This window comes from Alteromonas sp. ABH4_452 (assembly GCF_056311825.1).
This window is the reverse complement of sequence record NZ_CM149973.1, coordinates 833,773-857,926: the sequence shown is the minus strand read 5'-3', so window position 1 is coordinate 857,926 and position 24,154 is coordinate 833,773. Positions and strand designations below refer to the sequence as shown.

The window sequence follows — 24,154 nt, the reverse complement described above, 5'->3', positions numbered from 1 at the left end:
AATACATACTTCCGCTACGCGCTATTCAGCGCATTAAGTGTCACCTACAATGAACTGCTACAAATTCCAGTACCAAATTTGGCATGTGGCAATGTTCACCTTACGCAGACTATGCTTGGCTTTTTCCGCATCGCGCTTAGACTCGTAAGGGCCAAGAATAACGCGGAACCAATCGCCGTTGCTGCCAGTGCTGTGTCTGATAAGAGCTTCTAAACCTTGGAATGCAATTTTAGCTTTCATCTCTTCAGCCTGGGCGCGGGTTCTAAACGAGGCGCACTGCATAAGATAGCGTTTGTCAGACTTTTCCTGCTCTCTTACTTCGACTTCTACTTCATACCCTGGCAGGGTCTTAATGTACTCCCACTCTTCTTCAGGCAGCTCAGGTAAAGACTCTTCTGTTGGGGCAACAGGTCGTGAAGCTTGAGTATCTACGTCGTCTTCTACATTGTCTTTTATCGACCATAAAAATACACCGAAGCCAATCACTAAAGCGAAAATGCCTATAAGACGCACGATAGGAAGCTTCCCAGAAACTGGGGCGTTAGCTTGTGCGTTTGATCGCGTATTTGTGGCCGGCTTTCTACCTTTACCAGCGGGCTTCTTTTTTTGAGGAGAGCGTCCACGAGAGACATAATCGCGTTGAGCCATAGTCGGCAATATTCCTACTTGTTATCGTTGTTTGTATGCGTAAGAAAACGTCATATACCAAGTCTATTAGAAGGGCTGGTGTTTCAGCCTCTTCAATCTTGTTAAAATTTTAACGTATTGCTACCCAACAAGCTAACTGAAATCGGTAGGATCGATATCTATCGACCACCTTACCTTCATAGCCTGTGGTAACGCCTGTAAAAATGGCAGCGCCAAACGCAGCGCGTTATGAAGCGGCGCACGCTTTTCATGGCTGCATACCAGCATAAACCGAAACCTGCTTTGCCGCTTTTCAATTAAACAAGGAAACGGACCGTTTATATCAATGGCGTGCTGTTGATTAAACACCTGCCTACTTTCCTGTAGAAAGCGATAAGCCAACCTGCTATCGGTAGCCTCTGCGCGAACAACAAACTGGCTAATAAAGGGAGGCAGCCCCGCCGCCTTACGCTCCATTAATGCGTGCCGTGCGAAATGCCCATAGCCATTGTGCACTAAATCTTGTAGCAAAGGATGATGAGGATTGTGGGTTTGAAGCCACATTTCACCAGGTTTGCTGGCGCGCCCCGCTCTTCCAGCAAGCTGAGTAACAAGCTGGGCGAGCTTTTCTGGCGCTCTAAAATCGGCACTAAAAAGTGCACCATCACAATCTAGCACAGCAACTAAGGTTACATGAGGGAAATGGTGACCTTTTGACAGTATCTGTGTACCTACTAGCAGCTGGTACTCTTGGCGATTTATTGCATCCAGTGTTTGGTGCAGTTTGTCTTTGCCCCGCACGGTGTCACTGTCTATTCGTACCTGCTTAACACCTGGAAATAAGCTTGCAAGCCCTTGCTCGACTTGCTCGGTGCCCGTACCCGCCGTAACTAATTCATTGTGATGGCACGCTTCGCAGTTTGATGGCATTGAGCGCATACCGCCGCAGTGATGACACTGTAAACGGTTCTGCGCTTTATGTACGGTATAAGGTCGGTCACAGCGCTTACACATTACGGTTTCACCACAGTGATGACAAAGTAGCGCTGGCGCATAACCTCTTCGGTTTACAAACACCAATACCTGATTCCCCGCGTTAATATGCTGACGCATTATCGTTAACAGGCCTTGTGAAATACCGTAATGAATAGGTTGGTCGCGTGCGTCCAGCACATGCTGATGTGTGCTTTTCGCCCCCCCTGCTCGCTTAGTTAGCTGTAAATGAGCATAGCGGCCGTTTAGTGCATTATTGAGTGTTTCAAGCGCGGGTGTGGCGCTGCCTAGTAAAAGAGGAATATTGTGCTGCTTGGCACGCATGGCCGCTAAGTCACGAGCGTGGTAGCGCAACCCATCCTGCTGTTTAAAAGACTCATCGTGTTCTTCATCTACAATCAACATGCCGGGGTTATGCAGCGGCGTGAAAATAGCCGAACGAGTACCAATGATAATGCCGAGTTCACCGGCTTTTGCACGCTGCCAAACATGTAAACGTTCTTTATCAGAAATCTGAGAATGCAAAACGCCCACCGCAATGCCAAAGCGCTTCTCAAAGCGTGACACGGTTTGCGGTGTAAGCCCAATTTCTGGTACAAGAATAAGCACCTGTTTTCCTTCGCGCAGTAAGGGTTCAATGGCTTGAAGGTACACTTCCGTTTTACCGCTACCGGTAACCCCTTCAAGTAAACTTACCGCGAAGTTGCCTTGCTGACGATTAAGCGCAGCAATGGCAACCGACTGTTCAGTGTCTGGAATTGGCTTTTCAGAAAGCGATAACGAGGCAAGCCAACTGCTTGGCTTAAATTCAGGAGCTATTTCTTCGATACATGCTAGTGACTTTTCAACAAGCGCTTTGACCGCAGGTGCACCATACTGCTTTCGCGTTTGAGAGGCTAATAAAGCTCCACCAGCCAGCGCAGTAAAACAGGCTTGTTGTTTAGGCGCCCGCGTTAACGTGTCTGCAGCCGTTTGCCTACCTTCTTCGGTAAGCATTAGCATATCTTGTGGTGTGGGGGCGGCCGACTCGCCTTTGCGTAATAAAACAGGCAACATGGCGTGCAGTACTTCACCCGGCGCATGGTGATAATACTGCCACAGCCACTGTGCCATTTTCAGCAACACATCATCTATAATGGGGCTATCGTCAAGTACCGACTCGATAGCTTTTAACTTGTCGACGTTGTCAATTTCACTTTCCGGTTTTTGGAGGGTTTCAACGACCACACCCACCAATTTGCGGGGGCCAAAAGGCACAATCACTCTTACACCCGCACTGAGTGCGGTGTTGTGGGTATATGTGAAAAGTTGGCGCAGTGGCACTGGCACGGCAACTTGGATAAAGGCCATTGCGAACGTTCTACCTTACTTGATGGCTGTTACAGCGCGTAATGCGCTTACTAAGCTTCTTATATTGAAACTAATAATACTGAAGCTACTTGCAGACCCATATATTACGGCAGTTTGCGCTGCTAACAGTTAGCTACACATTTTGCTATAGCGCACAATTTTACTATTGACGCTAATGGGCCTAGCCTTGAAAGATAAATATTTAAACATATTTTACTGGTAAGCATAAAAGGAATGTTTTTTTGTTTAGCTGTCTTGGGTAGCCTTATTGCCAAGCTGCTTTGTTTAACAATTGGGCAAAAACCACTTGATCATGCCACATCCATCCTATATTATGCGCCGCTCTTTTTGCGATGGGTTGTTCTTTGAACGACTTATCATTTGAACTAAGTAACGTATGGTGTGCGACTTCGGGTTGTATAGCGATACGGCCTTATTATTTGAGGTAACCCAATGAAACAAGATATCCACCCTAAATACGAAGAAATCACAGCTACTTGCTCATGTGGTAACGTAATGAAGATTCGTTCTACGCTTGGTAAAGACATTAACCTAGACGTATGTTCTTCATGTCACCCATTCTACACTGGTAAGCAACGTAACGTTGATACTGGTGGTCGTGTTGATCGCTTCAAGAAGCGTTTCGGTGCATTGGGCAAAAAGTAAGCCTGATATCGAGTTCGAAAAAAGCGCCTTCATGGCGCTTTTTTATTGTCCAGAGAAAACTATTCACGTTAGTAAACTAACATTGAATAGCTCCCACTTATGCAAGCACCTCTAATCAACGCTAATTGATCATATCAATAACGCTCACACTTAAGATCAAAACACTCATTATAATTAATGAAGTTTTTCGACTCCTGACAAGTGTTTATCCCAGTCCCCTCTACTTTGTTTTTTACACGATTCCTCACTGTCAAAATAAATTCCAGCTGGAATAGACTTTATCGATTCTAGGGCTATATTCACCTGGTTTATGAAGTCCATATCCCAACCGTTAATCAATGCTTGCTGCTTCTCTTGCTCCGTATTAAATACGGCAATAACTTTCGGCGCTTTCCAAGGTCCTAAATGCGTAAGCCATACGAAACCATTATCGTCAGATTTTACGTTTTCACACACATCAGTTAGCACCGCAATCAGTTTTCTTTCTGTCATATTCTTTGTCTTCAAAGCTAGCTTGAGAGGCCATTTATTGTATTTTATCAGAAAAACAATAGTGAAAATAAAGAGGTCTATCTTTGTGAAATATTATCCAAAGCTGTTTTCTCTAATATAAATCGATAAGCATCTTAGCACCCGCACCTACATTTTAGCACCCGCGCCTATAATACACCTTCAAAATGAAATGAGACTTCAAAATAAATTTTATGAATGACAATTATAGACTTATTTTACTGGTCTAATTAGTATGCCTAACCTACATTGATAAATGAGAATTCTGATCAGATATGTACACAGTGATTGGCTGTGTTAGAGTTGCGATCGGCACCTTGATAGTGAGCATTAATTTTATGAATAATGCTTTACAGCTAAGGCTTGTGGCGCTTTTGGATATAAATTCAGGTCTAAATGTTAGACCTAATATCAACAGCGATATGTGAGGGAAATCAGGAAGAGTTAACGCTAGGTCTGCAGTTTCCAACGTACCACACTGGTGCTAACAACTATTTATAATCACTTTTGTCATTAGTTAGTTGTAACGCGCTTATGTTTATCTATCTATAACTACAACGATAATAAAATAGCTACAGAGCGTGAACAAAAATACCGATGAACCCTACATCTAAGGATACCTTTTTACATGTCAGATTTTAGACAACGCGCACTCGACTATCACGCCAAACCCACACCTGGAAAAATTCGCGTAGAGCTATCTAAGCCAGCCGATAGCGTCGACGACCTTGCTCTTGCCTACAGCCCGGGCGTTGCCGAGCCGGTGAGAGAAATCGCCGAGGATGCAGATAACGCTTACAAGTATACGGGCAAAGGTAACTTGGTCGCTGTTATCAGTAACGGAACTGCGATTTTAGGCTTAGGTAATTTAGGCCCATTAGCTTCAAAGCCAGTAATGGAAGGTAAAGCACTTCTGTTTAAACGCTTTGCTGGTCTAGATGCCATTGATATTGAAGTAAAGCATCGTACGACCGAAGAGTTCATTAACACCGTGGCGAATATTGCTGATACGTTTGGCGGTATTAACCTAGAAGATATCAAAGCGCCGGAGTGCTTTGAAATTGAGCAAGAACTCATTAAGCGCTGTAAAATCCCAGTATTCCATGATGATCAACACGGTACCGCTATTGTAACCGCCGCAGGTATGCTTAACGCTTTAGAAATTCAGGGCAAAAATATAGAGAACGCTAAAATTGTTTGCATGGGCGCTGGAGCAGCAGCGGTTGCCTGTATGGAGCTACTGATTAAGTGTGGTGCCCAGCGTGAGCGTATCTACATGTTAGATAGAAAAGGCGTAATCCACACTCGTCGCGAAGATTTAACTGAGCACAAGAAGCTGTTTGCTAACAATACTGATAAGCGCACCCTTGAAGATGTAATGGAAGGCGCAGATATCTTTGTCGGTGTATCAGGCCCTGATGTTTTACCGCCAGAAGCGCTTTCTTTGATGGCTGAAAACCCAATTGTATTTGCATGTTCTAACCCAGATCCTGAGATAAAGCCTGAACTTGCTCACGAAGTGCGTAAAGACCTAATTATGGCTACTGGCCGCTCAGACTATCCTAATCAGGTAAACAACGTGCTGTGCTTTCCGTTTATTTTCCGCGGTGCTTTAGATGTTCGCGCAACAGCCATTAATGATGAGATGAAAGTGGCGGCGGTTGAAGCTCTTCGTGCTATTACGAAAGAACCTGTACCACAGGAAGTATTGGCAGCGAGTAAAAGTGACAGCCTAACATTTGGTAAGGAGTATATTATTCCTAAACCTATGGACCCACGTCTGTGCGAGCGTATAGCTACCGCGGTATCTAAGGCGGCTATTGAGTCGGGTGTTGCACGAGTACCTGAAAGCCCAGAAAAATAAAGTTCTGGCGCACAAGGCTAAAAAAGGTTTTGTTAACGCTCGACCAATATTTGCTAAAAAGTGCGCTTAAAGAATACAAGTACATAAAAAACGGCGCTGTGTTGTAGGCTATCAACTAGTAAAGCCTTACAACACAGCGCCGTTTCTCTTTAATACTAAATATCAGTCGTCTTCAGACACATCATTTTCGAAGCTTGGGTCAATGCCCATTTCTTCCATAATACGCCTAGCTTCAGCCGGCACGCGATTAGGATTGTCTTTACGCAAGTCATCATCGTTAGGCAATGGCTGGCCAGTAAACGCGTGTAAAAATGCTTCGCACAACAGTTCCGAATTAGTGGCGTGACGCAAATTATTGATTTGGCGGCGGGTACGCTCATCAGTAAGTGCTTTAAGCACATTAATAGGTATAGAAACAGTGACTTTCTTTACCTGCTCGCTCTTTTTCCCATGCTCTGCGTAGGGGTGAATATATTTACCGTTCCATTCTGCCATTGTACTAACTCGGTCTACTCTTTTTATATTATGAAGAGAAATTCTAAACAAGTTCACGAAAAGGTCAATTGAGCAGTGTAAACCTCTTGACGTCTAGACATATATTCTTTAATTTAGACGTCTAAACGTCTATAAGATTACATTTTTGAGAGTATAAACCATGGTTTCTTACGCACAAGGTATCGATGCATTAAACCAGTCCCTGTCGGAGCTGCGTGATATTGATGTATCTTTTGAATTCTTTCCGCCTAAAACGGAAGCCATGGAGCAAACCCTGTGGAAGTCGGTTGAACGCCTAGCACCGTTAAAGCCAAGCTACATGTCGGTTACTTACGGCGCCAATAGCGGTGAGCGTGACAGAACCCACGATGTGGTAAAACGTATTCAACAGCAAACAGGCGTTGCTGCCGTTCCTCACTTAACCTGTGTTGACGCTAGTCGCGAGGAGCTTACACAAATTGCAAAAGACTACTGGGATTCTGGTATTCGCCGTATTGTTGCCCTTCGTGGAGACTTGCCTAAAGGGGTAGACAAAACAGAGATGTATGCCTCTGACTTAGTTGCCTTACTAAAAGACGTTGCCGATTTTGATATTTCAGTTGCTGCCTACCCGGAAAAACACCCTGAAGCGCCAAATGCGCAGTTCGACTTGCTAAACCTTAAACGCAAAGCAGAAGCTGGCGCTACCGAAGCGATAACCCAGTTCTTTTTCGACACCAGTGTTTATCTGCGATTTAGAGACCGTGCAGCCGCCGCAGGTGTAGACTTAGACATAGTGCCAGGCATTTTACCCGTGACTAACTACCAAACGTTAGTAAGGTTTGCAGGCTTTACAGATGTTCACGTACCGGGATGGTTACACAAGATGTTCGACGGTCTTGATGCAGATGATCAAGCCACTCGTAACCTAATAGGCGCTAACATTGCCATGGACCAAGTGAAAGTTCTTGCAAAAGAAGGGGTGAAGCACTTTCACTTCTATACTCTCAACCGTAGTGAGTTAAGCTATGCTATCTGCCACATGCTGGGTGTGCGCTCCGGCGACTGATTTCGTATAGCGTTAACAAAGCTATACAGTTAGATAATTAAAGGCGCATTCATGCGCCTTTGTTGTATAAAGATTGCATTAACCTTTTGCCACTGACGCCTACGCCAGTTACCATTTGCTGCAATATGAATTGAACTATTGATACCGTAAGGTCTCCCATCAGAAGACCACACTGTTTATTTGCCAAAGGGTATCGCCAGGAGAAGTCGAGTGGATTTAGACAAGGTTAAAACCTTATATAACAATGTTACCCCTCAACTAAGAGAGCTCTTCAGCATCTTTATAAAGCGCTGTAGAGAAGACAATATTACTATTTCTGCTGGGCACTTGGCTTATGTAACTTTGTTATCTTTAGTACCCTTTATTATGGTGACCTTTACCATAATGTCGGCCTTTCCTGCCTTCGCTTCAGTAAGAAGTAAACTTGAGCATTTTGTTTTCAGTAACTTTGTACCTACCGCCAGCGATGTGGTGCATAAATACATGACCGATTTTGTTGGCAACGCCTCGCAAATGAGCGCTATTGGTATTTTGTCACTGCTGGTCGTAGCGCTAATGCTCATATCAAACGTAGATAAAACCCTGAATAGAATTTGGCGCACGCAAAGTGACAGACCCATTGTGTATACTTTTGCTATCTATTGGATGGTGATCACTTTAGGGCCTATGCTTATTGGCTCTAGCGTAGTAGTAAGTTCCTATTTAACTGGCCTTGCTGCTTTTACCGAAGAGTACACGCCTGGATTGGGAACCTTCTTACTCAGCCTTGTGCCAAGCGGTGCTGCCATGCTCGCATTTACTATTTTGTACATGGTAGTGCCAAATAGAAGAGTGTTTGCCCGCCATGCATTCATAGGCGCGATTGTTGCCACTATAGCTTTTGAAATTACTAAATCGGGCTTTGCATTGTATGTAACAAACTTTCCTTCATACGAGTTAATTTATGGCGCGCTTGCGGTGGTACCTATTCTGTTTTTATGGGTGTATTTGTCGTGGATAATTGTGCTGTTCGGTGCAGAATTCACGTGCAGTTTAGGCGAGGCTTTTGAAAATCGTAAAGCAGAGAACGAGCCGCGCAAAGTTCCAAAGGAGTAGCCAACCTAAAACGGGCGTAATAGTGATTAACTTACGCCTCGTCTCTATAAAAAATGCATGAAACGAAAGAAGGGAGCAACAAGCTCCCTTCTTTATAATTAATGCCTAACTAATGGCTAGTTTTTCATCGAAGATATAAAAGCGTCAGACTCAGCAATAGCTGAATTCATTTGTCTGATGAGCTGAGCAACATTGTTTTCAATAGTAGAAAGTTCGCCCTGCAGTGCACCAATGGCGCTGGCATTTAAGTTGTGCTTCAAGTACAACACATTATCTTGAAGTGCGCTTAATACTGGAGGCATTTTGCTTTCAGCTTTACGCATAGCTGTCATTAATGAAGAGTAGCGACGCTTGGTTTCGCGAAGCTTCGCCGCGCTATCCCGTTTCAACGATGCATTCTCATATTTTTCAAGCTCTTCTGCCCACTCATCAAATAAAGCTTCAGCAACGCTTTCCACTTTATCGATGCGTGAACTCACTTCTTCTGAAGCGGCAACGCTGTCTTCGTACTGACCATTTAAGCGATTGTAAACGTCTTCTAGCTCTCCACCATCGAACGCAACAGCAGCACTGAATGCTTCTAACGCAGAGTTAAACTGCTCTTGAGCGTCTTCCTGTGATTCTTTTGCGTTTTCAACGCGGTCAACTAAGATATCGCGCTTTTCAACGCCGACCTTTTCCCATGCTGCGTAATATGCAGACTGGCACCCACTAAGGGCAAGCATAGCAACAAATGCTGATGCGATTAACTTCATGCGGTTACTCCACCTCTAAAACGTGCTGCGCTTATAATACAAATCAAATGCAAAAGGGCGCCTAAAGGCCAAAAGACAATGGCTAGTACCACAGTTGCAGCTAAGGCATAACATACGCCTACTGTGATGAAAAAGAACAATGCACCTAAAATTCTTCCTTGTACCAGGTGACCTAACCCAGGAATAAAGAAGTTACAAATTGCGGCGATTACGTTACCGCCCGATCCTTGACCTGCCATATAAACATCCTCGCATTTATGACTATAATATGATTAGCTAGCACGTAATGACACTTGTTCTATAGTATAGACTTAACGTTTATTACTTAATTTAAAAGCAAAAACGGCGTTGAAGCAGTCAGCACGCAAACGTTTGTATAACAATAAACTAAACTAAAACAGGCACTCACACAACGCGCAGAAACAAAATGAAACGACTTTACCCCGATGTTACCTACTATGAAAACGGATTTATCGAAGTGGGAAGTGGGCATTCGCTTTACTTCGAGCAAAGTGGCAATCCAAACGGTATCCCCGTGCTTTTTATTCACGGCGGGCCTGGCGCAGGCTTACCCCCTAACTACAAATGCTTTTTTGATAGCAACAAGTATCGCATTATAGGTTATGAGCAACGTGGTTGCGGCCGCTCTACCCCACTCGCCGATACATTAAACAACGACACTTGGTCTAACGTTGAAGATATAGAAGCACTACGAACTCACCTTTCTATACCAAAATTTTTACTATTCGGCGGCTCATGGGGCTCTACGCTCGCCTTACTTTATGCGCTCAAGTATACCCCGCGAGTAACAGGTCTCATTCTTCGCGGCGTATTTTTAGCCCGGCAAGAAGACAGAGATTGGTTTTTATCGCCAAATGGATGCGCTGCTCAGTTATTTCCTGAGTACTACCGCAAATTCACCAAGGATGTGCCTACACCGGTGACCTCAAGCGCAGTCTGCAGTTTTTATAGCGCTATGGTACGCTCTAGCAATGATGTACTGCGTCACGCAGCCTTAAAGCGCTGGTATCAGTGGGAAGAGCGATTGTCGCGCATTACTTTACCCCCCGGCGTAGGTGATTCCACTGACAATTACCCCATGCAACTGGTCACTTGCCTTGCAACGTTGGAGTGCCACTTCCTTTCTAACAAATGCTTTTTAGATGAAAACTACATTCTTGAAAACATTGACAAAATAAGTCATATTCCGGGCACTATTGTTCATGGTCGCTACGATATGATTTGTAAAACCGAAGCCGCTGAAGCACTTCACAAAGCATGGCCTCAGAGCCAGTTACAAATCATCCCAGATGCGGGGCACAGCACATCCGAACCCAGTATAGGTTATGCCCTTTGCCGCGCTACTCGCGACATGTCACGTTTTATTCAGGAGTCATCTAAGTGATAGGACTTATCCAACGGGTATCAGAAGCTAATGTAACTGTAGACGGTAACGTTATTGGTGAGATTGGCAAAGGCATGTTGGTGCTGTTAGGTGTTGAAAAAGAAGACAGCGAAGCGCAAATAGAGAAGCTGGCGAATAAACTCTGTCGGTATCGCATGTTTAGCGACGAAGATGGCAAAATGAATTTAAATATTGAGCAAGTCGATGGCGAAATACTGGTGGTATCTCAGTTCACGCTTGTTGCAGACACTCAAAAAGGGAATCGTCCAGGCTTCTCTCGCGGAGCATCCCCAGAGCATGGCCAAGCTATCTATGAACAATTTGTGCAGGCCCTTAAAAATAAAGGCATGAAAGTAGCCACAGGCGAGTTCGGTGCAGACATGCAGGTTGGCCTTATTAATGACGGGCCTGTTACTTTTCAGTTTAGTGTCTAAGAGCTCAAAGGGGCGCGTCTCGCTGCACTAGGCGGCTAAATCTTTCTTTTTCCAGCTATGCGAGAGCAATTCGGGCATTCCTTGCTGTTTAGTCCGTAACTATTGGGCCCTTCGGTTTACTGGTAACTGAGTACTTCTTCGGCATTCCAAGTTTGCTTACATAATTAAACTTGTACCTCATGGGTTCTTACGTTTAAATACTCCTTCACTCATTTAAGAAGGTCGGTTTATTGTGTACAAGGTAGTTACGCCTAAAAGCGACGCCGAATTTGAAGCCTATTTTCATTTTCGATGGGAGCACTTGCGCCAACCATGGAATTTCCCTCCTGGCTCTGAAAAAGACGAATATGAACAGGTCGCTGAGCATCGGATTATTACCAACCGTAAGAACGAAATTGTAGCCTGTGGCCGTGTTCATTTGAACACTGCTGAGGAAGCACAAATTCGACATATCGCAGTACACCAAGACCATCAACGTAAAGGCTTAGGTCAGATGATAATGGCAGCGCTGGAAAACGTTGCCAAAGACTTGGGTGCTGAGCGCGCAGTGACAAATAGCCGCGAAATATCTATCGACTTTTTTAGTGCCTGCGGTTTTGAGATTGAGCGTGAAGCCCCTAATGAACTAGGCATGCTTAAACGCCAGCAAATGGTTAAGAAATTCACCGAAAACAATTCCTTAATACTACACCCTAAATGGTGTAAATCGCTGCAGGAAACGTGGTCAGAGACTATACCTATTACCGAACACATGGGTATCAAACTATATCAGTATACCGGACGTACTCTAGAAACCCGCGCCTCACTGAATAAAAATATTAATATTCACGGCACCATGTTTGCGGGCAGTATTTTTTCTTTAGCTACACTGACCGGCTGGGGCATGATTTACTTGCAGCTTAAAGAGCGTGGTTTAGACGGTGATATTGTATTGGGCGACGGTGATATCCACTACCACAAACCTATCACTATGAAGCCAAGGGCCATCTGTAATATTGAAACCCTATCGGGTAAGTTCAAGCCCCTTGAAAGCGACAACAAAGCACGTTTTGAATTGAGCGTGGCTATTTTAGACGGCGATACACCGGTAGCGGAATTTGAGGGTGTCTTCTACGTTCTTCCCCCTTCAAAAAACGAAGAAGAGTAGCATTAGGTTTAACGCCTAGTTGCTTACATGTAATTCCCAACATATCGATACATATATGACTGCTTCAACGGTGAATTGAAAGATACTCTTCACCTTTTTCTAAGAGCCGTCATTACAATGAAACTCTACACATAAAAAAAGCGCCTTTAAGGCGCTTTTTTCAACGTTAAGCTTTTGTATAAGCTGTGTTGTGCGTGTACTACGCGACCATAGCAGCTTGAAGTTTTTTCATCGCGTTCTTTTCAATTTGACGAACACGTTCTGCAGATACCTGATACTTATCAGCTAAATCTTGCAGCGTAATCTTGTTGTCTGCTAACCAACGGGTTTCGATAATGTCTTGGCTACGCTCATCTAGCGTTTTAATTGCTGAATACAAACGCTTGCTCGCCGCTGTATCCCAGTCATTGTTAATCACGTCAGTTTCAACATCTGATGATTTATCTTCTAGATATTGAACTGGTGCGAAATTGCCTGTTTCATCTTCATCCGCAGTTAAGTCGAACGCTTGGTCTTGAGAACTCATACGCGCTTCCATCTGAAGCACCTCTTTTGTACTCACGCCCAATTCGTCCGCCACCGTTTGCACTTCAGCATGGGTAAACCAACCAAGACGCTTTTTCGCCTTACGAAGGTTAAAAAACAGTTTACGCTGCGCTTTAGTTGTCGCAACTTTAACTATTCTCCAGTTTTTAAGTACAAACTCGTGAATTTCGGCTTTGATCCAATGTACCGCGAAAGAAACCAAACGCACGCCCACTGTAGGGTCGAAACGCTTAACGGCTTTCATCAGACCGATGTTACCTTCTTGAATTAAGTCGGCTTGTGGTAAGCCATAACCTGAGTAAGATTTTGCAATGTGCACTACAAAACGAAGGTGTGACATTACTAGCTTACGAGCGGCTTGTAAGTCTTCGTCTTCGCGAAGGCGCACTGCCAACTCGCGCTCTTCCTCAGCGCTAAGCATATCAATGCTGCTTACAGCTTGGATGTAGCCTTCAATGCTACCGCTGTGTGGCACTGACAGGGCCATAGATTGCAAATTGTTGCTCATTGTTCACCTCATTTATTGCCGCTTCATATTAGCAAAGTAACTGAAGCTGCGCGAGACCTAATTAAGATATGAAGTCTAACCAATATGTAGGTATAGTGACTATTTCTACAATATCAAGACCTAAAATAAGAAAAAAAGTTCAACTTAAGAAAAAACTATCCATTTAGCTCTCTCTCGGTCAAAACCTCTCGCCATTCCATAGGAGCGCTAGCTCTTTTGACTTCATACTCCGCTAACGCCACACCCATTCAATGACTGGCCTGCACTTAGTGGTAGTTGGGTTAGTCATTTAACCACACCACTATTATACTTTAATTACATAGCAAGAGTTAAAAGCTAATCTCACTGGTATGAATTCTAACGTTTGTGCGCTACCTACATCAGCGAAAGCATAAATATTAGCAACCTGCACTCTTAGCGCTTTTCAAGTTCTTGCTGTACCACCATACCCTTGTGATATTAGTATTTTAAACCTTGCTTTTCTGTTCGGAAATTGAAAATATTAGATTGTATTAATCGATTTTGCACTACGACCGCTGCATGGCATTTTCCAGACAACAATAATAAAAAACTGGAAGGGAAATACTTAAGGAAGGAGTAAGGCAAGTAAAGCAAAGAGGAACTCGATGTTTGCTTACGTCGCTAGACAACCCATATTTGATGTAAATCGAGAGGTTTACGCTTACGAACTGCTTTTTCGCGTGGGCGAGGAAAATTGCTTTCCGGATATCCCCCCCGATGAGGCCACCTCGAAAATTCTCACCTCTACTCACTTAAGTTTAGGTATTGAAGAAATTACCGGAGACAAAAAAGCGTTCATCAATTTTCATCGAGATACGCTAATGTTTCGCTTTCCCACGTCGTTAGATGCTGACAAAGTTGTAATTGAAATCGTTGAAACGGTAGAGGTAGATGACGCCTTAGTTGCGGCGTGTAAACATATTCGAGGATTGGGTTACCCAATTGCCCTAGACGATTATGACATGAAGGGAAAATGGGAAGCCTTCATTCCATTCACCAGTGTGGTGAAAATTGATATCACCGAAATTTCTCACGATAAAATCCCCGCCTTGGTAGCGCGTTTCAAATCAAACAGCATCAAATTAGTAGCCGAAAAGATTGAAACCTATGAAGAATTTCATAAATTCAAAGACATGGGCTTTGATTACTTCCAAGGCTATTTCCTAGCTAAACCAGAAATTGTTAGGCATAGGAAGTTGGGGCCAAGCAGCTTAACTATGATGGAGTTGCTCACCTTAAGCAGCCAACCCAAGCTTAATTTCGATGATGTGAATAAGATTATTGAAAGAGATCCATCGCTTACCTACTTGCTGCTGCGCTTTATCAATAACCCGATGGTGAATAAGCGCCATAAGATAACGTCACTTAAGCATGCGCTAACCTTTATGGGTGAAGTAGAAGTGAAGAAATTTATATCTTTACTTGCTCTTGCCAATTTAAGCGATGGTCAACCCACCGAATTGATGCAGATGGCGCTGGTTCGTGCGAAATTTTGTGAGTTAGTGTTTACCCAACTTGAGACGTCTGACAATCCACTGAAAGGCTTCCTTACTGGGCTATTGTCTTTGCTTGACGCCATGATGGAGCAACGTATTGATGATTTGGTAAGCAAGGTACCAATCAGTGATGATGTTAAGGACGCGCTTTGCGGTACTCCCGGTATGCTGCGTAACTGCTTGACGCTTGTACAATATTTTGAGCGAGCTAAATGGGCTGGTGTTAAACAATTTGCGGCAAAATATGAAATGAAACAAAGCCTATTACACAGCTACTACAATGAAGCAATAAAGTGGGCAAAACACATTCATAACTCAGCATTGAAAGATGACTAACGAGCTCAATAAAAGAATAGGTTTTCAAAATAATCATTGATTTGTTGTTAGATTATACCTACATATCATAGACTAGGGTGTGGGCTTAATTTTTTCTAAGCCCATTTGATACCAATAAAAACCTCGTCAAACCATGTTGCCTCAGGATTAGTTTATGTTTGCGTTCATAGCTCGCCAGCCTATTTTAGACAAAAGCAAAAACGTATTTGCCTATGAACTCTTGTTCAGGGATGGTAAATCAGGCGCATACCCAGAACATAGCGACCAAAAAGCTAAGTATATTTCTGAACATTTTCATCCACTTGGGCTTGACGATATAAGCGGCGAGAAAACATCCTTTATCACTTTCTCATCTGATACCATAATTTCGCGCTTTCCAACTTCGCTCAATCCAGAGTCGGTCGTTGTTGAACTTGCCGACCCTACCGATAACACTAACGGTCTGTATGAAGCGTGCCAGCACATCAAACAGCTTGGCTTTAAGCTCGCCATTGACGACCCTATGATGGTAGGCGCAACCCATGATGTCTTCCCTCTTATCGACATAGTAAAAGTAGATGTCACTAAAACTCGCTTTGAAACCATCGAAAAGCACATCCCCCGCTATCATGATGCTAACGTGAAACTTGTTGCTGAGCAGGTCGATACCCAAGATAACTTCTCTACTTGTGTAGACTTAGGCTTTGATTTCTTCCAAGGCTATTTCTTTTCACAGCCTGAAGCGCGCATACTTAAGCAGCTTCCAGCCTCTAAAATGAATATCGTAGATTTGATGGGAGAGAGCTCAAGTACTAGCTTTGATGTTGAGCGCATTACCCAAATTATTGAACGCGACGCCACGCTTAGTTTCTTATTGCTAAAGTTTATTAATAACCCAACCATCAATAAGCGTTACAAAATTACATCGTTGAAGCATGCCCTGAATTACATGGGTGAAGTTGAAATTAAGAAATTTATCGCGTTATTAAGTCTGACTAATTTAGGCGATGAAAAGCCCCTAGAAATCATTCATATGTCGCTTGTACGCGCCAAGTTTTTTGATTTACTGGCCGAGCGCAGGGGCATTAAGAATAACCCGCCCATATCTTTCTTAGTTGGGCTATTTTCGTTACTTGAAGGTTTACTCGACCAGTCTATGACAGACATTGTGAAACAGCTTCCGCTGTCTGAAGAGGTGAACGATGCCTTGTTGGGCAAAAACCTGGAAATTAACAACTACATGACGTTAGTGCGCGCCTTCGAGAGTGCACTTTGGATGAACGTAATCAAGCAAGCAAAGTTGCTGAACATTGACCAAAAGCAATTACACATGCTGTACAACCAAGCTATTACGTGGGGCAACGGTGTACGCAGTGCAATTTCTTCACACTACCCGCGCGCTACTGCTTAATTATTTAGGCTCGATCTCTTTTACGTGACGTTGCACTGAGATTAGAGATCCGAGCAAGCCTAATAGTACTGAGAGCCCTAGCATGGTTAGCAATGCTGAACCGGTTAGCCCTGTAATATTAAAATCTTTCTGATACATGGCAGCAAATGTGGTTATGCTGCTATCCATCCACCACAAAATAATAATTACGGCAAACCACGCCATTAATCCGCCTAGTAAGCCATACCAAAAACCTGTGTATAAAAAAGGGCGGTGAATAAACGCATCGGTAGCTCCCACCAGCTTCATTACTACAATTTCATCGTATTTGTTGAGTATATTCAGTCGGATAGTGTTACCGATAATAAGCACTACAGCAATAAACAAGAGCAGGCCAATTAAGGTAACTAAGTCTCTTGCAATATCAATAACCGCGTACAAACGTTCCAACCACTCGATATCAAGCTTTCCGATGTCTACCTCGCGCTGCTGACGAAGCTTGTCTAACAGCGCTTTAGCAGCAGTAGGTGATGCGTGTTTTTCACCAGGCGTTACCAGTACGACATCCGGTAGCGGGTTTTTCTCCAAGTATGCGATAGCATCGCCCAACCCAGATAGGTGCTGAAACTCTTTAAGTGCGTCATCGGCAGGAATGTAAACTACACTGTCTATTTCCGACCAGGTATTCAATCTGGCGACCAGCTGTTGTGAGCTTGCCGCATTGATACTAGGCTTTAGAAAAAGGGATATTTCTGATGCCTGATCCCAGCCTGCAGTAATTTTCTCTGTGTTTTTTACCATGATGTATAGCGTACTTGGCAAAGTTATACTTAAACCCAATACGCCAATTGTCATTAACGAGGCTAGGGGCTGCCGCCATAGCTCACCAAGGCTAGACAAAGCTTGTCGCACATGGCTAACAAAGAACATGATAATAGTTTGTACCATGCCTACTTTTGCTGAAGATGCGCCTTGGGCGCGACCTTTAAATAAAATGCTCACGACCACTCTCCTTCGCCATTACCTGAGCTCGCACCATCTATATCGTCGGTTAGGCCATCAGTAATCATTTGCCCGTTTTTAAGAGTGAGCGTGCGATAGCGCATACGAGCGATTAACCCTAAGTCGTGAGTTGCTATAAGCACCGATACTCCCGCTTGGTTAAAATCTTCGAACAAGCGGATAATTTCCATTGAAAGTTTGGGGTCGAGGTTACCGGTTGGCTCATCGGCTAGCAGTAAGGGAGGTTTATTTACCACTGCTCGCGCAATACCCACCCGTTGTTGCTCACCACCAGATAACGTAATGGGTAAGCAACGGGCTTTGTCTCTAAGCCCCACCATTTCAAGGGCGGCTTCTACACGCTTGCGAATTTCTTTATGGGTGTACCCTTCAATGACAAGAGGTAACGCCACGTTGTCAAAAACCGATTTATCCATTAACAGCTGGTGACTTTGGAAGATCATGCCGATATCGCGGCGTATATATGCAATATCTCGACGGGTAATAGCGTTAAGGTCGTGGCCATTAATAAGAACGCGCCCTACTGTTGGGCGCTCCATTAGGCTGATAAGTTTAAGTAGCGTGCTTTTTCCTGCGCCAGAATGCCCTGTTAAAAAGGCCATTTCACCCGGCGCAATATGAAAATTCACCTTGCTTAGCGCACGTTGTCCGCCCGGATAGGTTTTGCTTACCTGCTCAAACTTTATCATTATTTTTCCCTACCACTTTGCTGGTTTTAGCTTTCAGGTGTGTCCATTTCGCTAAACAACGCATCAATAAATTCTTGTCCGTCAAACTGGCGTAAATCATCAATGCTTTCGCCAACACCTATATACCTTATAGGAATTTTGAACTTATCGGCAATAGAGAATATAACACCGCCTTTCGCTGTGCCGTCTAACTTGGTTAGTGTGATGCCTGTTAAGCCCACGGCTTCATTAAACAACTTGGCTTGGCTAATAGCGTTTTGCCCAGTTCCAGCGTCTAATGTAAGCATGACTTCGTGAGGCGCGTTCGGGTTGATCTTTTTCATTACACGAACCACTTTCTTAAGCTCTTCCATCAAGTTGTTCTTATTTTGCAAGCGCCCTGCCGTGTCGGCAATAAGGATATCTGTGCCGCGCGACTTCGCTGCTTCTAGTGCATCGTAAAGTACAGACGCACTGTCAGCGCCTGTGTGCTGTGCAATTACAGGAATATCGTTGCGTTCGCCCCATACTTGAAGCTGTTCAACCGCCGCCGCTCTGAAGGTATCACCCGCAGCAAGCATCACTTTCTTACCTTCTTGCTGGAACTGCTTAGCTAGCTTACCAATAGTGGTGGTTTTACCTACACCATTTACGCCAACCATTAGGATAACAAACGGGCCTTCACTTGAATCGTGCGCTTTCATGACTTCAGAAAGAGGCTGATTCACTTGAGACAACATGCCCGACATTTGCTGCTTCATGATCTCCAGCAAGGCTTCCGCGTCTTTAAGATCTTTACGAGACGCACTATCAGTCAAGTGGTCAATAATTTTCTGAGTGGTATCCATGCCCACGTCGGCCACTAAAAGCTGTGTTTCAAGATCCTCGTACAGCTCATCGTCAATGGTTTTGCCTTTAAATAGGCTAACGATGCCGCTGCCCAAATTCTCTTTTGTGCGAGATAGGCTTGCTTTTAAGCGTGCGAATAGCGACTTTTTCTCTTTTGGCTTTTCTTCCGCTTGCGCTTTAGCCTGTGCTTCGGCTTCTGCCTTTACGCGAGCCTCTTCTTCCGCCTGGGCTTTGGCCTGTGCTTCAGCTTCTGCCTTTACGCGAGCCTCTTCTTCCGCTTGGGCTTTGGCCTGTGCTTCAGCTTCTGCCTTTGCGCGCGCCTCTTCTTCTGCTTTCGCGCGAGCCTCTTCTTCCGCTTGGACTTTCGCCTGTGCTTCAGCTTCCGCCTTTACGCGAGCCTCTTCTTCCGCTTGCGCTTTCGCCTGTGCTTCGGCTTCTGCCTTTGCGCGAGCCTCTTCTTCCGCTTGCGCTTTCGCCTGTGCTTCGGCTTCTGCCTTTGCGCGAGCCTCTTCTTCCGCTTGCGCTTTCGCCTGCGCTTCGGCTTCTGCCTTTGCGCGAGCCTCTTCTTCCGCTTGGGCTTTAGCCTGTGCTTCAGCTTCGGCCTTTGCGCGAGCCTCTTCTTCCGCTTGGGCTTTAGCCTGTGCTTCGGCTTCCGACTTTAAGCGAGCTTCTTCTTCCGCTTGCGCTTTCGCCTGTGCTTCAGCTTCCGCCTTTGCGCGAGCCTCTTCTTCCGCTTGCGCTTTCGCCTGTGCTTCGGCTTCTGCCTTTAAGCGAGCCTCTTCTTCCGCTTGGGCTTTTTGTTTCTCTGCTTTTTTGTTCTTACTGAACCAGCCAAAAAGTTTCGACATCGTTAGGACAAATCCTTATAAATTCTTAGCAATTTCGGCTACACTTGCCGCCTAATGTATGAACGCATGATACCATTGTCAGCCACTATGAAGCGAGTTTCTCGCCCTACTCGGGCACCATCTTCTGCAAAAAAACCTCATTCACCAAAAAATGGTAGAGCCCAACGTGCAAATAGCACGGGTCAAATACGTATTATTGGTGGTCAATGGCGCGGTAGAAAGCTACCTGTATTGAACGCAGAAGGGTTAAGGCCCACTACCGACAGGAATAAAGAGACCTTATTTAACTGGCTAATGCCTTATGTTAACGACGCACGCTGTCTAGATGTATTTGCGGGCTCAGGTGGACTGGGCTTAGAAGCATTATCGCGCTATGCAGCGCATTGCGATTTTATTGAATTAGATAATCAGGCTGCTTCGCAGCTAGAAAGTAACCTTTCTTTACTTAAAGTAAGTTCAGCCAATGTCCATAAAGGTAATGCGCTAAACATCTTGAAGGGGCTCAACGGATCACCCTACGATGTAGTATTCGTTGATCCGCCGTTCGGCAAAGATTTAGTAGCACCTTCGCTTATATCGCTTGCAGAAAATAACCTAGTGCAAAGCGGCAGCGTAGTTTACTTAGAGCATGAGAGTACGCTCACAACACCCACATTACCTACCCACTGGCAAGTTATTAAGGACAAACACACCAGCGCACTGCGCTATATGTTAATAGAAGTGAGCTAATAGAACGTACGCTTAGCGTAGCGCAAAGCCGTGAACTTACCTAGAGTGCACGGCCTAGCTACTTTAAAGTTCAAGGCCTATGTTTGAGATACCCGCTTCCAGCGCGAGGGCTTTCATTTCGTCTGCTGCCTTTGCAGGATACTTAGCCTGCTCAACGTAATCGAGCAGTTCGTTTTGTACCTCTACTTCAAATTCCATAAGTGGATGACCTTTCACGGTCTCATCATCAGCTTCTTCGCTTTCTAATAAATAAGCTTCAACGCTACCTTGAGATAGTTTGCTGATCACCACAGCACCTTGGGGGTCGTCACCTGCTATTAGGTTGAGTAGGCCAGCTAATCCGATGGCTGCATCAATAGCAGGGTACACGCCATAGTTATCGTGTTCGCTGGTATCCGGGGTGGCAACTTCTACTTTTTCAAGCTGTACCGTAATATTAAATTTACTTTTAGGAGACTTAAGTGTTTCCCAGACCAAGTTTAAGCAGTTGCGTAAGGCATTCGCATCACCACTTTCTGTAAGCTCACAAAACAGCGTGTAGTTAGGCAACATACGTTCAAGTAACGCAGCGCCGAATGCAACGGCTTTCCAGCCTTCCAAGGCGCGGACACGCCCAAAGGTATTAAGTTTTTGCTTTGCCATTTAAAGGGCTCCAGTGGCATGCATGAAATATTTGGTAACGCCATCTAACAACATTTGGATAGCGATCATAACGAGGATCATACCCATTAATCGCTCCATCGCAACTAGGCCACGTTCCCCTAAAATTTTATGAAATACGTTTGAAAATAATAAGATGACAGCGCTAATCGACCAAGAAGCGGCAAGCGCTAGTGACCAATCCACCATTCTATCCGGTGCTTGATTAGCAAGTAGAATTAACGCAGCTAACGTTGATGGACCTGCGATCATAGGAATAGCAAGAGGCACCAAGAAAGGCTCTTCACCCACAGCAAGACCACTTGGGTTGCCAGACGACGGAAATATCATCTTAAGCGCGATAAGAAATAGAATAATGCCACCGGCAATACTTACAGTTTCTTGCTCTACATTTAAAAAATTGAGTACCGACTGACCGCTGAACAGAAATAAGAATAAAATACCAAGCGCAAACAATAGTTCTCGTATAAGAATAAATTGACGTCTTTTAGGTTCAATGGATTTAAGTACCGACATAAAAACCGGCAGATTACCGAGCGGATCCATGATTAAAAAAAGCATAACGGCAGCGGACCAGGTATCCATTTTTTTATTGTCTCCGGTTGAGAGCGTAAGCCCAATTTATAGCGTGAATCGTAAAGTATAACTCAAGATTCATGCAGATAGGTGGTTATGGCGCGCAATGGTAAACCAAGCAGAGTGAGTAAAAAACACCTTTTAACACTCGACTGCTGCACTTTATATCTATCTAACGCCGATTTTTTAAATAAAAAGCACGTGCCTATCATTGGCGAACATTAAAAGAATCGGTAAAAAAGACTCGAAAAATAACAAAAATGGGCTTAACTAAAACAATAGGAAGCAGTATGCAACAGGCGGAGCAACGATGGCCTTATCTAGCCTTTGGTTTATGCAATGCGTAGAAAGGCACGCTCAACATAGCTGGAGGTTTATTATTTTATTCGCCTTTTAGGTAATGTCTTGTACAAAGCGCTTCTGATGTAATGACAAGATCACACAGCCTTGACCAAAGTAGAGGCCTGGTTAAAACCTAACAAAAACAACCACAATAGGAAGAATTGTAATGAGTTTGATGACGGTAAAAGAAGTGGCGGCATTTCTGGGTGTGCAAGAAGTACGCGTAGAGCGTCTAGAGCGCGAAAGCCTTTTAGTATCAAAAGACAAAGATACCGATGGTAACCCACTTTTTGATAGCGGTGACGTTGAACGTTATAAGAAACTAGCTGAACGCTTGGGCGGGATCTAGTTAACGAAAAGGGGCGACACCCTGTGAAGCCCCCTCTGTTTTTTTATTTATGCAGTGAAATCTTTCAGCATTCTGGCAATTGAACGAATGCCTTTTGCTGTAGCACCTACCGGCATTTCAGCGGTTGCACCACCGTGATAGGCCGCAGCCAAATCTAAATGCACCCAGCCTTCAGGCTTAACAAAGCGCGATAAGAAGCCCGCAGCGTTTGACGCACCACCGCCACCACCACCTTTCATCGGTCGGCTATTTGCCGTGTCAGCAAACGCTGAAGGGCAACGGTCTGCGTGAAAGCCTTCAAGGGGTAATGGCCAAAAGCGTTCATTCTCTGCTTTTGCGGCTTTAAGCATTTGATCGCGCGCATTATCATCCAGCGAGAATACGCCATGATAATCAGAGCCCAAGGCAACCACTGCTGCACCGGTTAACGTTGCTGCGTCGATAATAAGTGGCGCACCAGTTTCCGTTGCCGCCATCAAACCATCAGCCAATACTAAACGCCCTTCTGCATCGGTGTTAACAACTTCAACGGTTACCCCATTTTTGTAGGTAAGTACATCACCCAACTTATAAGCGTGACCGCTAATTAGGTTTTCTGCACAGCACAAAATAAGCTGAATACGCTTTTCGCTGCCTTGAGAAATAGATAGCCCTAATGCCCCTGTAACAGTCGCTGCGCCACCCATGTCACATTTCATGTCTAGCATGCCTTCGCTAGATTTAATGCTGTAACCGCCGCTGTCGAACGTGATGCCTTTCCCTACTAGCACGGCATCGACGGGAGCATCTGCGTTGCCTGTGGGGTTGTAATCAAGAACTAACATTGCAGGCGGGCGTTCACTACCACGACCTACGTTATAAATACCTATCCAGCCTTGCTCTTTAAGGTCTTCACCTACAGTCATTGAGTAAGAGACTTTGTCCCCACCCAGTGATTTAAGCCACTGCGCAGCACGTGTCGCTAATGTCTCAGGGCTAAGGTCTTCCGGCGTTTCGTTTACCAGCTGTCGGGTAAATAATAATGCCGCATACTCCTGCTCTAAGGCGGCTTTGTCAGCCGTATCCGCCCATTGGATAGAGGCAGGCTTAAGTGCACGTGTAAAGCTAAGTGCAAAAGCCCACTGTTGCTCTTTATGCCAACTACCCTTAAGCGCAACGGCAGGCAACCCTAGACCATCTAACTTTCTCGCTGCTTGCTGAATTAATCGCTCGTTAAGCTTGTCATCTGGCAGGTGAATAACTGCGCCTGATTCAGTGAAAGAAAGCTTAGCGCTTTCGCCCCATACAGCTTCAGCACTATTGGTTGAAAGGCTTACGGTAAATTCTGCCATCGCGTTTTATTCCTTATACATCGTTATATTTTCGATAAGCGCTTTTTGCGCTTGCTCAAATCTTTGTTACTCTCTTTTGCCTGCATACCGCGAACATGTTGTGCGTTCCCTATA

24 protein-coding genes are annotated in these 24,154 nt (G+C 44.6%); 11 read left to right on the top strand and 13 right to left on the bottom strand.

Annotated elements, in window-relative coordinates:
- Positions 1-57: 57 nt before the first annotated feature.
- Complete coding sequence (locus ACYX4N_RS03725; protein ID WP_474804324.1) at positions 58-648, bottom strand: SPOR domain-containing protein; 591 nt, start codon at positions 646-648, stop codon at positions 58-60.
- Between the two features lie 132 nt (positions 649-780).
- Entirely contained in the window at positions 781-2,970 is a 2,190-nt protein-coding gene (gene priA / locus ACYX4N_RS03720; RefSeq protein WP_476055643.1) for a primosomal protein N', read from the bottom strand.
- A 453-nt stretch (positions 2,971-3,423) separates the two neighbouring features.
- Here priA and rpmE point away from each other — a divergent pair, with 453 nt between their 5' ends.
- Positions 3,424-3,636, top strand: coding sequence for a 50S ribosomal protein L31 (gene rpmE, locus ACYX4N_RS03715; protein ID WP_012519872.1), 213 nt, complete (start codon positions 3,424-3,426; stop codon positions 3,634-3,636).
- Positions 3,637-3,810: 174 nt separating this feature from the next.
- On the opposite strand, the gene ACYX4N_RS03710 is transcribed toward rpmE, so the two are convergent.
- Positions 3,811-4,128: a hypothetical protein gene (locus ACYX4N_RS03710; RefSeq protein WP_476055642.1), complete on the bottom strand. Its 318-nt coding sequence runs from the start codon at positions 4,126-4,128 to the stop codon at positions 3,811-3,813.
- A 646-nt stretch (positions 4,129-4,774) separates the two neighbouring features.
- On the opposite strand from ACYX4N_RS03710, the gene ACYX4N_RS03705 reads away from it, so the two are divergent.
- The gene (locus tag ACYX4N_RS03705; protein ID WP_474829584.1) at positions 4,775-6,010 is read left to right on the top strand and encodes a malic enzyme-like NAD(P)-binding protein; all 1,236 of its coding nucleotides are present in this window, start codon (positions 4,775-4,777) and stop codon (positions 6,008-6,010) included.
- Positions 6,011-6,172: 162 nt separating this feature from the next.
- Here ACYX4N_RS03705 and metJ read toward each other — a convergent pair whose 3' ends face one another.
- On the bottom strand, positions 6,173-6,505 hold the full coding sequence (gene metJ / locus ACYX4N_RS03700) for a met regulon transcriptional regulator MetJ (RefSeq protein ID WP_014950979.1): 333 nt from the start codon (positions 6,503-6,505) through the stop codon (positions 6,173-6,175).
- Between the two features lie 160 nt (positions 6,506-6,665).
- Here metJ and metF point away from each other — a divergent pair, with 160 nt between their 5' ends.
- Complete coding sequence (gene metF / locus ACYX4N_RS03695) at positions 6,666-7,553, top strand: methylenetetrahydrofolate reductase (protein WP_476055641.1); 888 nt, start codon at positions 6,666-6,668, stop codon at positions 7,551-7,553.
- A gap of 210 nt (positions 7,554-7,763) precedes the next feature.
- A complete protein-coding gene (locus tag ACYX4N_RS03690) occupies positions 7,764-8,648 on the top strand; it encodes a virulence factor BrkB family protein (protein ID WP_179984766.1) in 885 nt (294 codons plus the stop codon).
- Positions 8,649-8,764: 116 nt separating this feature from the next.
- On the opposite strand, the gene ACYX4N_RS03685 is transcribed toward ACYX4N_RS03690, so the two are convergent.
- A complete protein-coding gene (locus ACYX4N_RS03685; RefSeq protein WP_179984767.1) occupies positions 8,765-9,403 on the bottom strand; it encodes a DUF2959 domain-containing protein in 639 nt (212 codons plus the stop codon).
- Positions 9,400-9,642: a hypothetical protein gene (locus ACYX4N_RS03680; RefSeq protein ID WP_025257569.1), complete on the bottom strand. Its 243-nt coding sequence runs from the start codon at positions 9,640-9,642 to the stop codon at positions 9,400-9,402. Before ACYX4N_RS03680 ends, ACYX4N_RS03685 begins: the two co-directional genes overlap by 4 nt.
- Before the next feature lie 188 nt (positions 9,643-9,830).
- Between ACYX4N_RS03680 and pip the strand changes: the two genes are divergently transcribed.
- The 3 genes from pip to ACYX4N_RS03665 all read left to right on the top strand — a co-directional run bounded on the left by pip (position 9,831) and on the right by ACYX4N_RS03665 (position 12,389).
- Positions 9,831-10,808, top strand: coding sequence for a prolyl aminopeptidase (gene pip, locus ACYX4N_RS03675; protein WP_474804307.1), 978 nt, complete (start codon positions 9,831-9,833; stop codon positions 10,806-10,808).
- Positions 10,805-11,242, top strand: coding sequence for a D-aminoacyl-tRNA deacylase (dtd, locus tag ACYX4N_RS03670; RefSeq protein WP_474804305.1), 438 nt, complete (start codon positions 10,805-10,807; stop codon positions 11,240-11,242). The genes pip and dtd overlap by 4 nt, the downstream gene beginning before the upstream one ends.
- 232 nt (positions 11,243-11,474) lie before the next feature.
- Positions 11,475-12,389: a bifunctional GNAT family N-acetyltransferase/hotdog fold thioesterase gene (locus ACYX4N_RS03665; RefSeq protein WP_474804303.1), complete on the top strand. Its 915-nt coding sequence runs from the start codon at positions 11,475-11,477 to the stop codon at positions 12,387-12,389.
- Positions 12,390-12,588: 199 nt separating this feature from the next.
- On the opposite strand, the gene rpoH is transcribed toward ACYX4N_RS03665, so the two are convergent.
- The gene (gene rpoH, locus ACYX4N_RS03660) at positions 12,589-13,443 is read right to left on the bottom strand and encodes an RNA polymerase sigma factor RpoH (RefSeq protein WP_179984771.1); all 855 of its coding nucleotides are present in this window, start codon (positions 13,441-13,443) and stop codon (positions 12,589-12,591) included.
- A 626-nt stretch (positions 13,444-14,069) separates the two neighbouring features.
- Between rpoH and ACYX4N_RS03655 the strand changes: the two genes are divergently transcribed.
- Together ACYX4N_RS03655 and ACYX4N_RS03650 are read left to right on the top strand one after the other, a co-directional pair.
- Entirely contained in the window at positions 14,070-15,296 is a 1,227-nt protein-coding gene (locus ACYX4N_RS03655) for an EAL and HDOD domain-containing protein (protein WP_476055640.1), read from the top strand.
- 154 nt (positions 15,297-15,450) lie between these two features.
- Positions 15,451-16,686 (top strand): EAL and HDOD domain-containing protein, encoded by a 1,236-nt coding sequence (locus tag ACYX4N_RS03650; protein WP_476055639.1) that lies wholly within the window; start codon positions 15,451-15,453, stop codon positions 16,684-16,686.
- On the opposite strand, the gene ftsX is transcribed toward ACYX4N_RS03650, so the two are convergent.
- The 3 genes from ftsX to ftsY are packed head-to-tail and all read right to left on the bottom strand — an operon-like array spanning position 16,687 to position 20,053.
- Entirely contained in the window at positions 16,687-17,667 is a 981-nt protein-coding gene (gene ftsX, locus ACYX4N_RS03645; RefSeq protein WP_474856483.1) for a permease-like cell division protein FtsX, read from the bottom strand.
- Complete coding sequence (ftsE, locus tag ACYX4N_RS03640) at positions 17,664-18,377, bottom strand: cell division ATP-binding protein FtsE (RefSeq protein ID WP_474804292.1); 714 nt, start codon at positions 18,375-18,377, stop codon at positions 17,664-17,666. The genes ftsX and ftsE overlap by 4 nt, the downstream gene beginning before the upstream one ends.
- A gap of 26 nt (positions 18,378-18,403) precedes the next feature.
- Positions 18,404-20,053, bottom strand: a complete 1,650-nt coding sequence (gene ftsY / locus ACYX4N_RS03635) for a signal recognition particle-docking protein FtsY (protein WP_476055638.1) — start codon at positions 20,051-20,053, stop codon at positions 18,404-18,406.
- Between the two features lie 66 nt (positions 20,054-20,119).
- On the opposite strand from ftsY, the gene rsmD reads away from it, so the two are divergent.
- The gene (rsmD, locus tag ACYX4N_RS03630; RefSeq protein ID WP_476055637.1) at positions 20,120-20,782 is read left to right on the top strand and encodes a 16S rRNA (guanine(966)-N(2))-methyltransferase RsmD; all 663 of its coding nucleotides are present in this window, start codon (positions 20,120-20,122) and stop codon (positions 20,780-20,782) included.
- 63 nt (positions 20,783-20,845) lie between these two features.
- On the opposite strand, the gene ACYX4N_RS03625 is transcribed toward rsmD, so the two are convergent.
- Together ACYX4N_RS03625 and ACYX4N_RS03620 are read right to left on the bottom strand one after the other, a co-directional pair.
- Positions 20,846-21,424 (bottom strand): YjaG family protein, encoded by a 579-nt coding sequence (locus tag ACYX4N_RS03625; RefSeq protein ID WP_476055636.1) that lies wholly within the window; start codon positions 21,422-21,424, stop codon positions 20,846-20,848.
- On the bottom strand, positions 21,425-22,027 hold the full coding sequence (locus tag ACYX4N_RS03620) for a YhgN family NAAT transporter (protein ID WP_118491750.1): 603 nt from the start codon (positions 22,025-22,027) through the stop codon (positions 21,425-21,427).
- Between the two features lie 499 nt (positions 22,028-22,526).
- Here ACYX4N_RS03620 and ACYX4N_RS03615 point away from each other — a divergent pair, with 499 nt between their 5' ends.
- Positions 22,527-22,709, top strand: a complete 183-nt coding sequence (locus ACYX4N_RS03615; protein WP_118491748.1) for a helix-turn-helix domain-containing protein — start codon at positions 22,527-22,529, stop codon at positions 22,707-22,709.
- Positions 22,710-22,756: 47 nt separating this feature from the next.
- Here ACYX4N_RS03615 and pepB read toward each other — a convergent pair whose 3' ends face one another.
- Positions 22,757-24,040: an aminopeptidase PepB gene (gene pepB, locus ACYX4N_RS03610; RefSeq protein ID WP_474804281.1), complete on the bottom strand. Its 1,284-nt coding sequence runs from the start codon at positions 24,038-24,040 to the stop codon at positions 22,757-22,759.
- Positions 24,041-24,154 lie beyond the last annotated feature (114 nt).

Excerpts from the sequence above, each read along its gene's own strand:
- ACYX4N_RS03725 (WP_474804324.1), bottom strand. The coding sequence starts at position 648 with ATGGCTCAACGCGATTATGTCTCTCGTGGACGCTCTCCTCAAAAAAAG.
- priA (WP_476055643.1), bottom strand. The coding sequence starts at position 2,970 with ATGGCCTTTATCCAAGTTGCCGTGCCAGTGCCACTGCGCCAACTTTTC.
- rpmE (WP_012519872.1), top strand. The coding sequence starts at position 3,424 with ATGAAACAAGATATCCACCCTAAATACGAAGAAATCACAGCTACTTGC.
- ACYX4N_RS03710 (WP_476055642.1), bottom strand. The coding sequence starts at position 4,128 with ATGACAGAAAGAAAACTGATTGCGGTGCTAACTGATGTGTGTGAAAAC.
- ACYX4N_RS03705 (WP_474829584.1), top strand. The coding sequence starts at position 4,775 with ATGTCAGATTTTAGACAACGCGCACTCGACTATCACGCCAAACCCACA.
- metJ (WP_014950979.1), bottom strand. The coding sequence starts at position 6,505 with ATGGCAGAATGGAACGGTAAATATATTCACCCCTACGCAGAGCATGGG.
- metF (WP_476055641.1), top strand. The coding sequence starts at position 6,666 with ATGGTTTCTTACGCACAAGGTATCGATGCATTAAACCAGTCCCTGTCG.
- ACYX4N_RS03685 (WP_179984767.1), bottom strand. The coding sequence starts at position 9,403 with ATGAAGTTAATCGCATCAGCATTTGTTGCTATGCTTGCCCTTAGTGGG.
- ACYX4N_RS03680 (WP_025257569.1), bottom strand. The coding sequence starts at position 9,642 with ATGGCAGGTCAAGGATCGGGCGGTAACGTAATCGCCGCAATTTGTAAC.
- pip (WP_474804307.1), top strand. The coding sequence starts at position 9,831 with ATGAAACGACTTTACCCCGATGTTACCTACTATGAAAACGGATTTATC.
- rpoH (WP_179984771.1), bottom strand. The coding sequence starts at position 13,443 with ATGAGCAACAATTTGCAATCTATGGCCCTGTCAGTGCCACACAGCGGT.
- ACYX4N_RS03655 (WP_476055640.1), top strand. The coding sequence starts at position 14,070 with ATGTTTGCTTACGTCGCTAGACAACCCATATTTGATGTAAATCGAGAG.
- ACYX4N_RS03650 (WP_476055639.1), top strand. The coding sequence starts at position 15,451 with ATGTTTGCGTTCATAGCTCGCCAGCCTATTTTAGACAAAAGCAAAAAC.
- ftsE (WP_474804292.1), bottom strand. The coding sequence starts at position 18,377 with ATGATAAAGTTTGAGCAGGTAAGCAAAACCTATCCGGGCGGACAACGT.
- ftsY (WP_476055638.1), bottom strand. The coding sequence starts at position 20,053 with ATGTCGAAACTTTTTGGCTGGTTCAGTAAGAACAAAAAAGCAGAGAAA.
- rsmD (WP_476055637.1), top strand. The coding sequence starts at position 20,120 with ATGATACCATTGTCAGCCACTATGAAGCGAGTTTCTCGCCCTACTCGG.
- ACYX4N_RS03625 (WP_476055636.1), bottom strand. The coding sequence starts at position 21,424 with ATGGCAAAGCAAAAACTTAATACCTTTGGGCGTGTCCGCGCCTTGGAA.
- ACYX4N_RS03620 (WP_118491750.1), bottom strand. The coding sequence starts at position 22,027 with ATGGATACCTGGTCCGCTGCCGTTATGCTTTTTTTAATCATGGATCCG.
- ACYX4N_RS03615 (WP_118491748.1), top strand. The coding sequence starts at position 22,527 with ATGAGTTTGATGACGGTAAAAGAAGTGGCGGCATTTCTGGGTGTGCAA.
- pepB (WP_474804281.1), bottom strand. The coding sequence starts at position 24,040 with ATGGCAGAATTTACCGTAAGCCTTTCAACCAATAGTGCTGAAGCTGTA.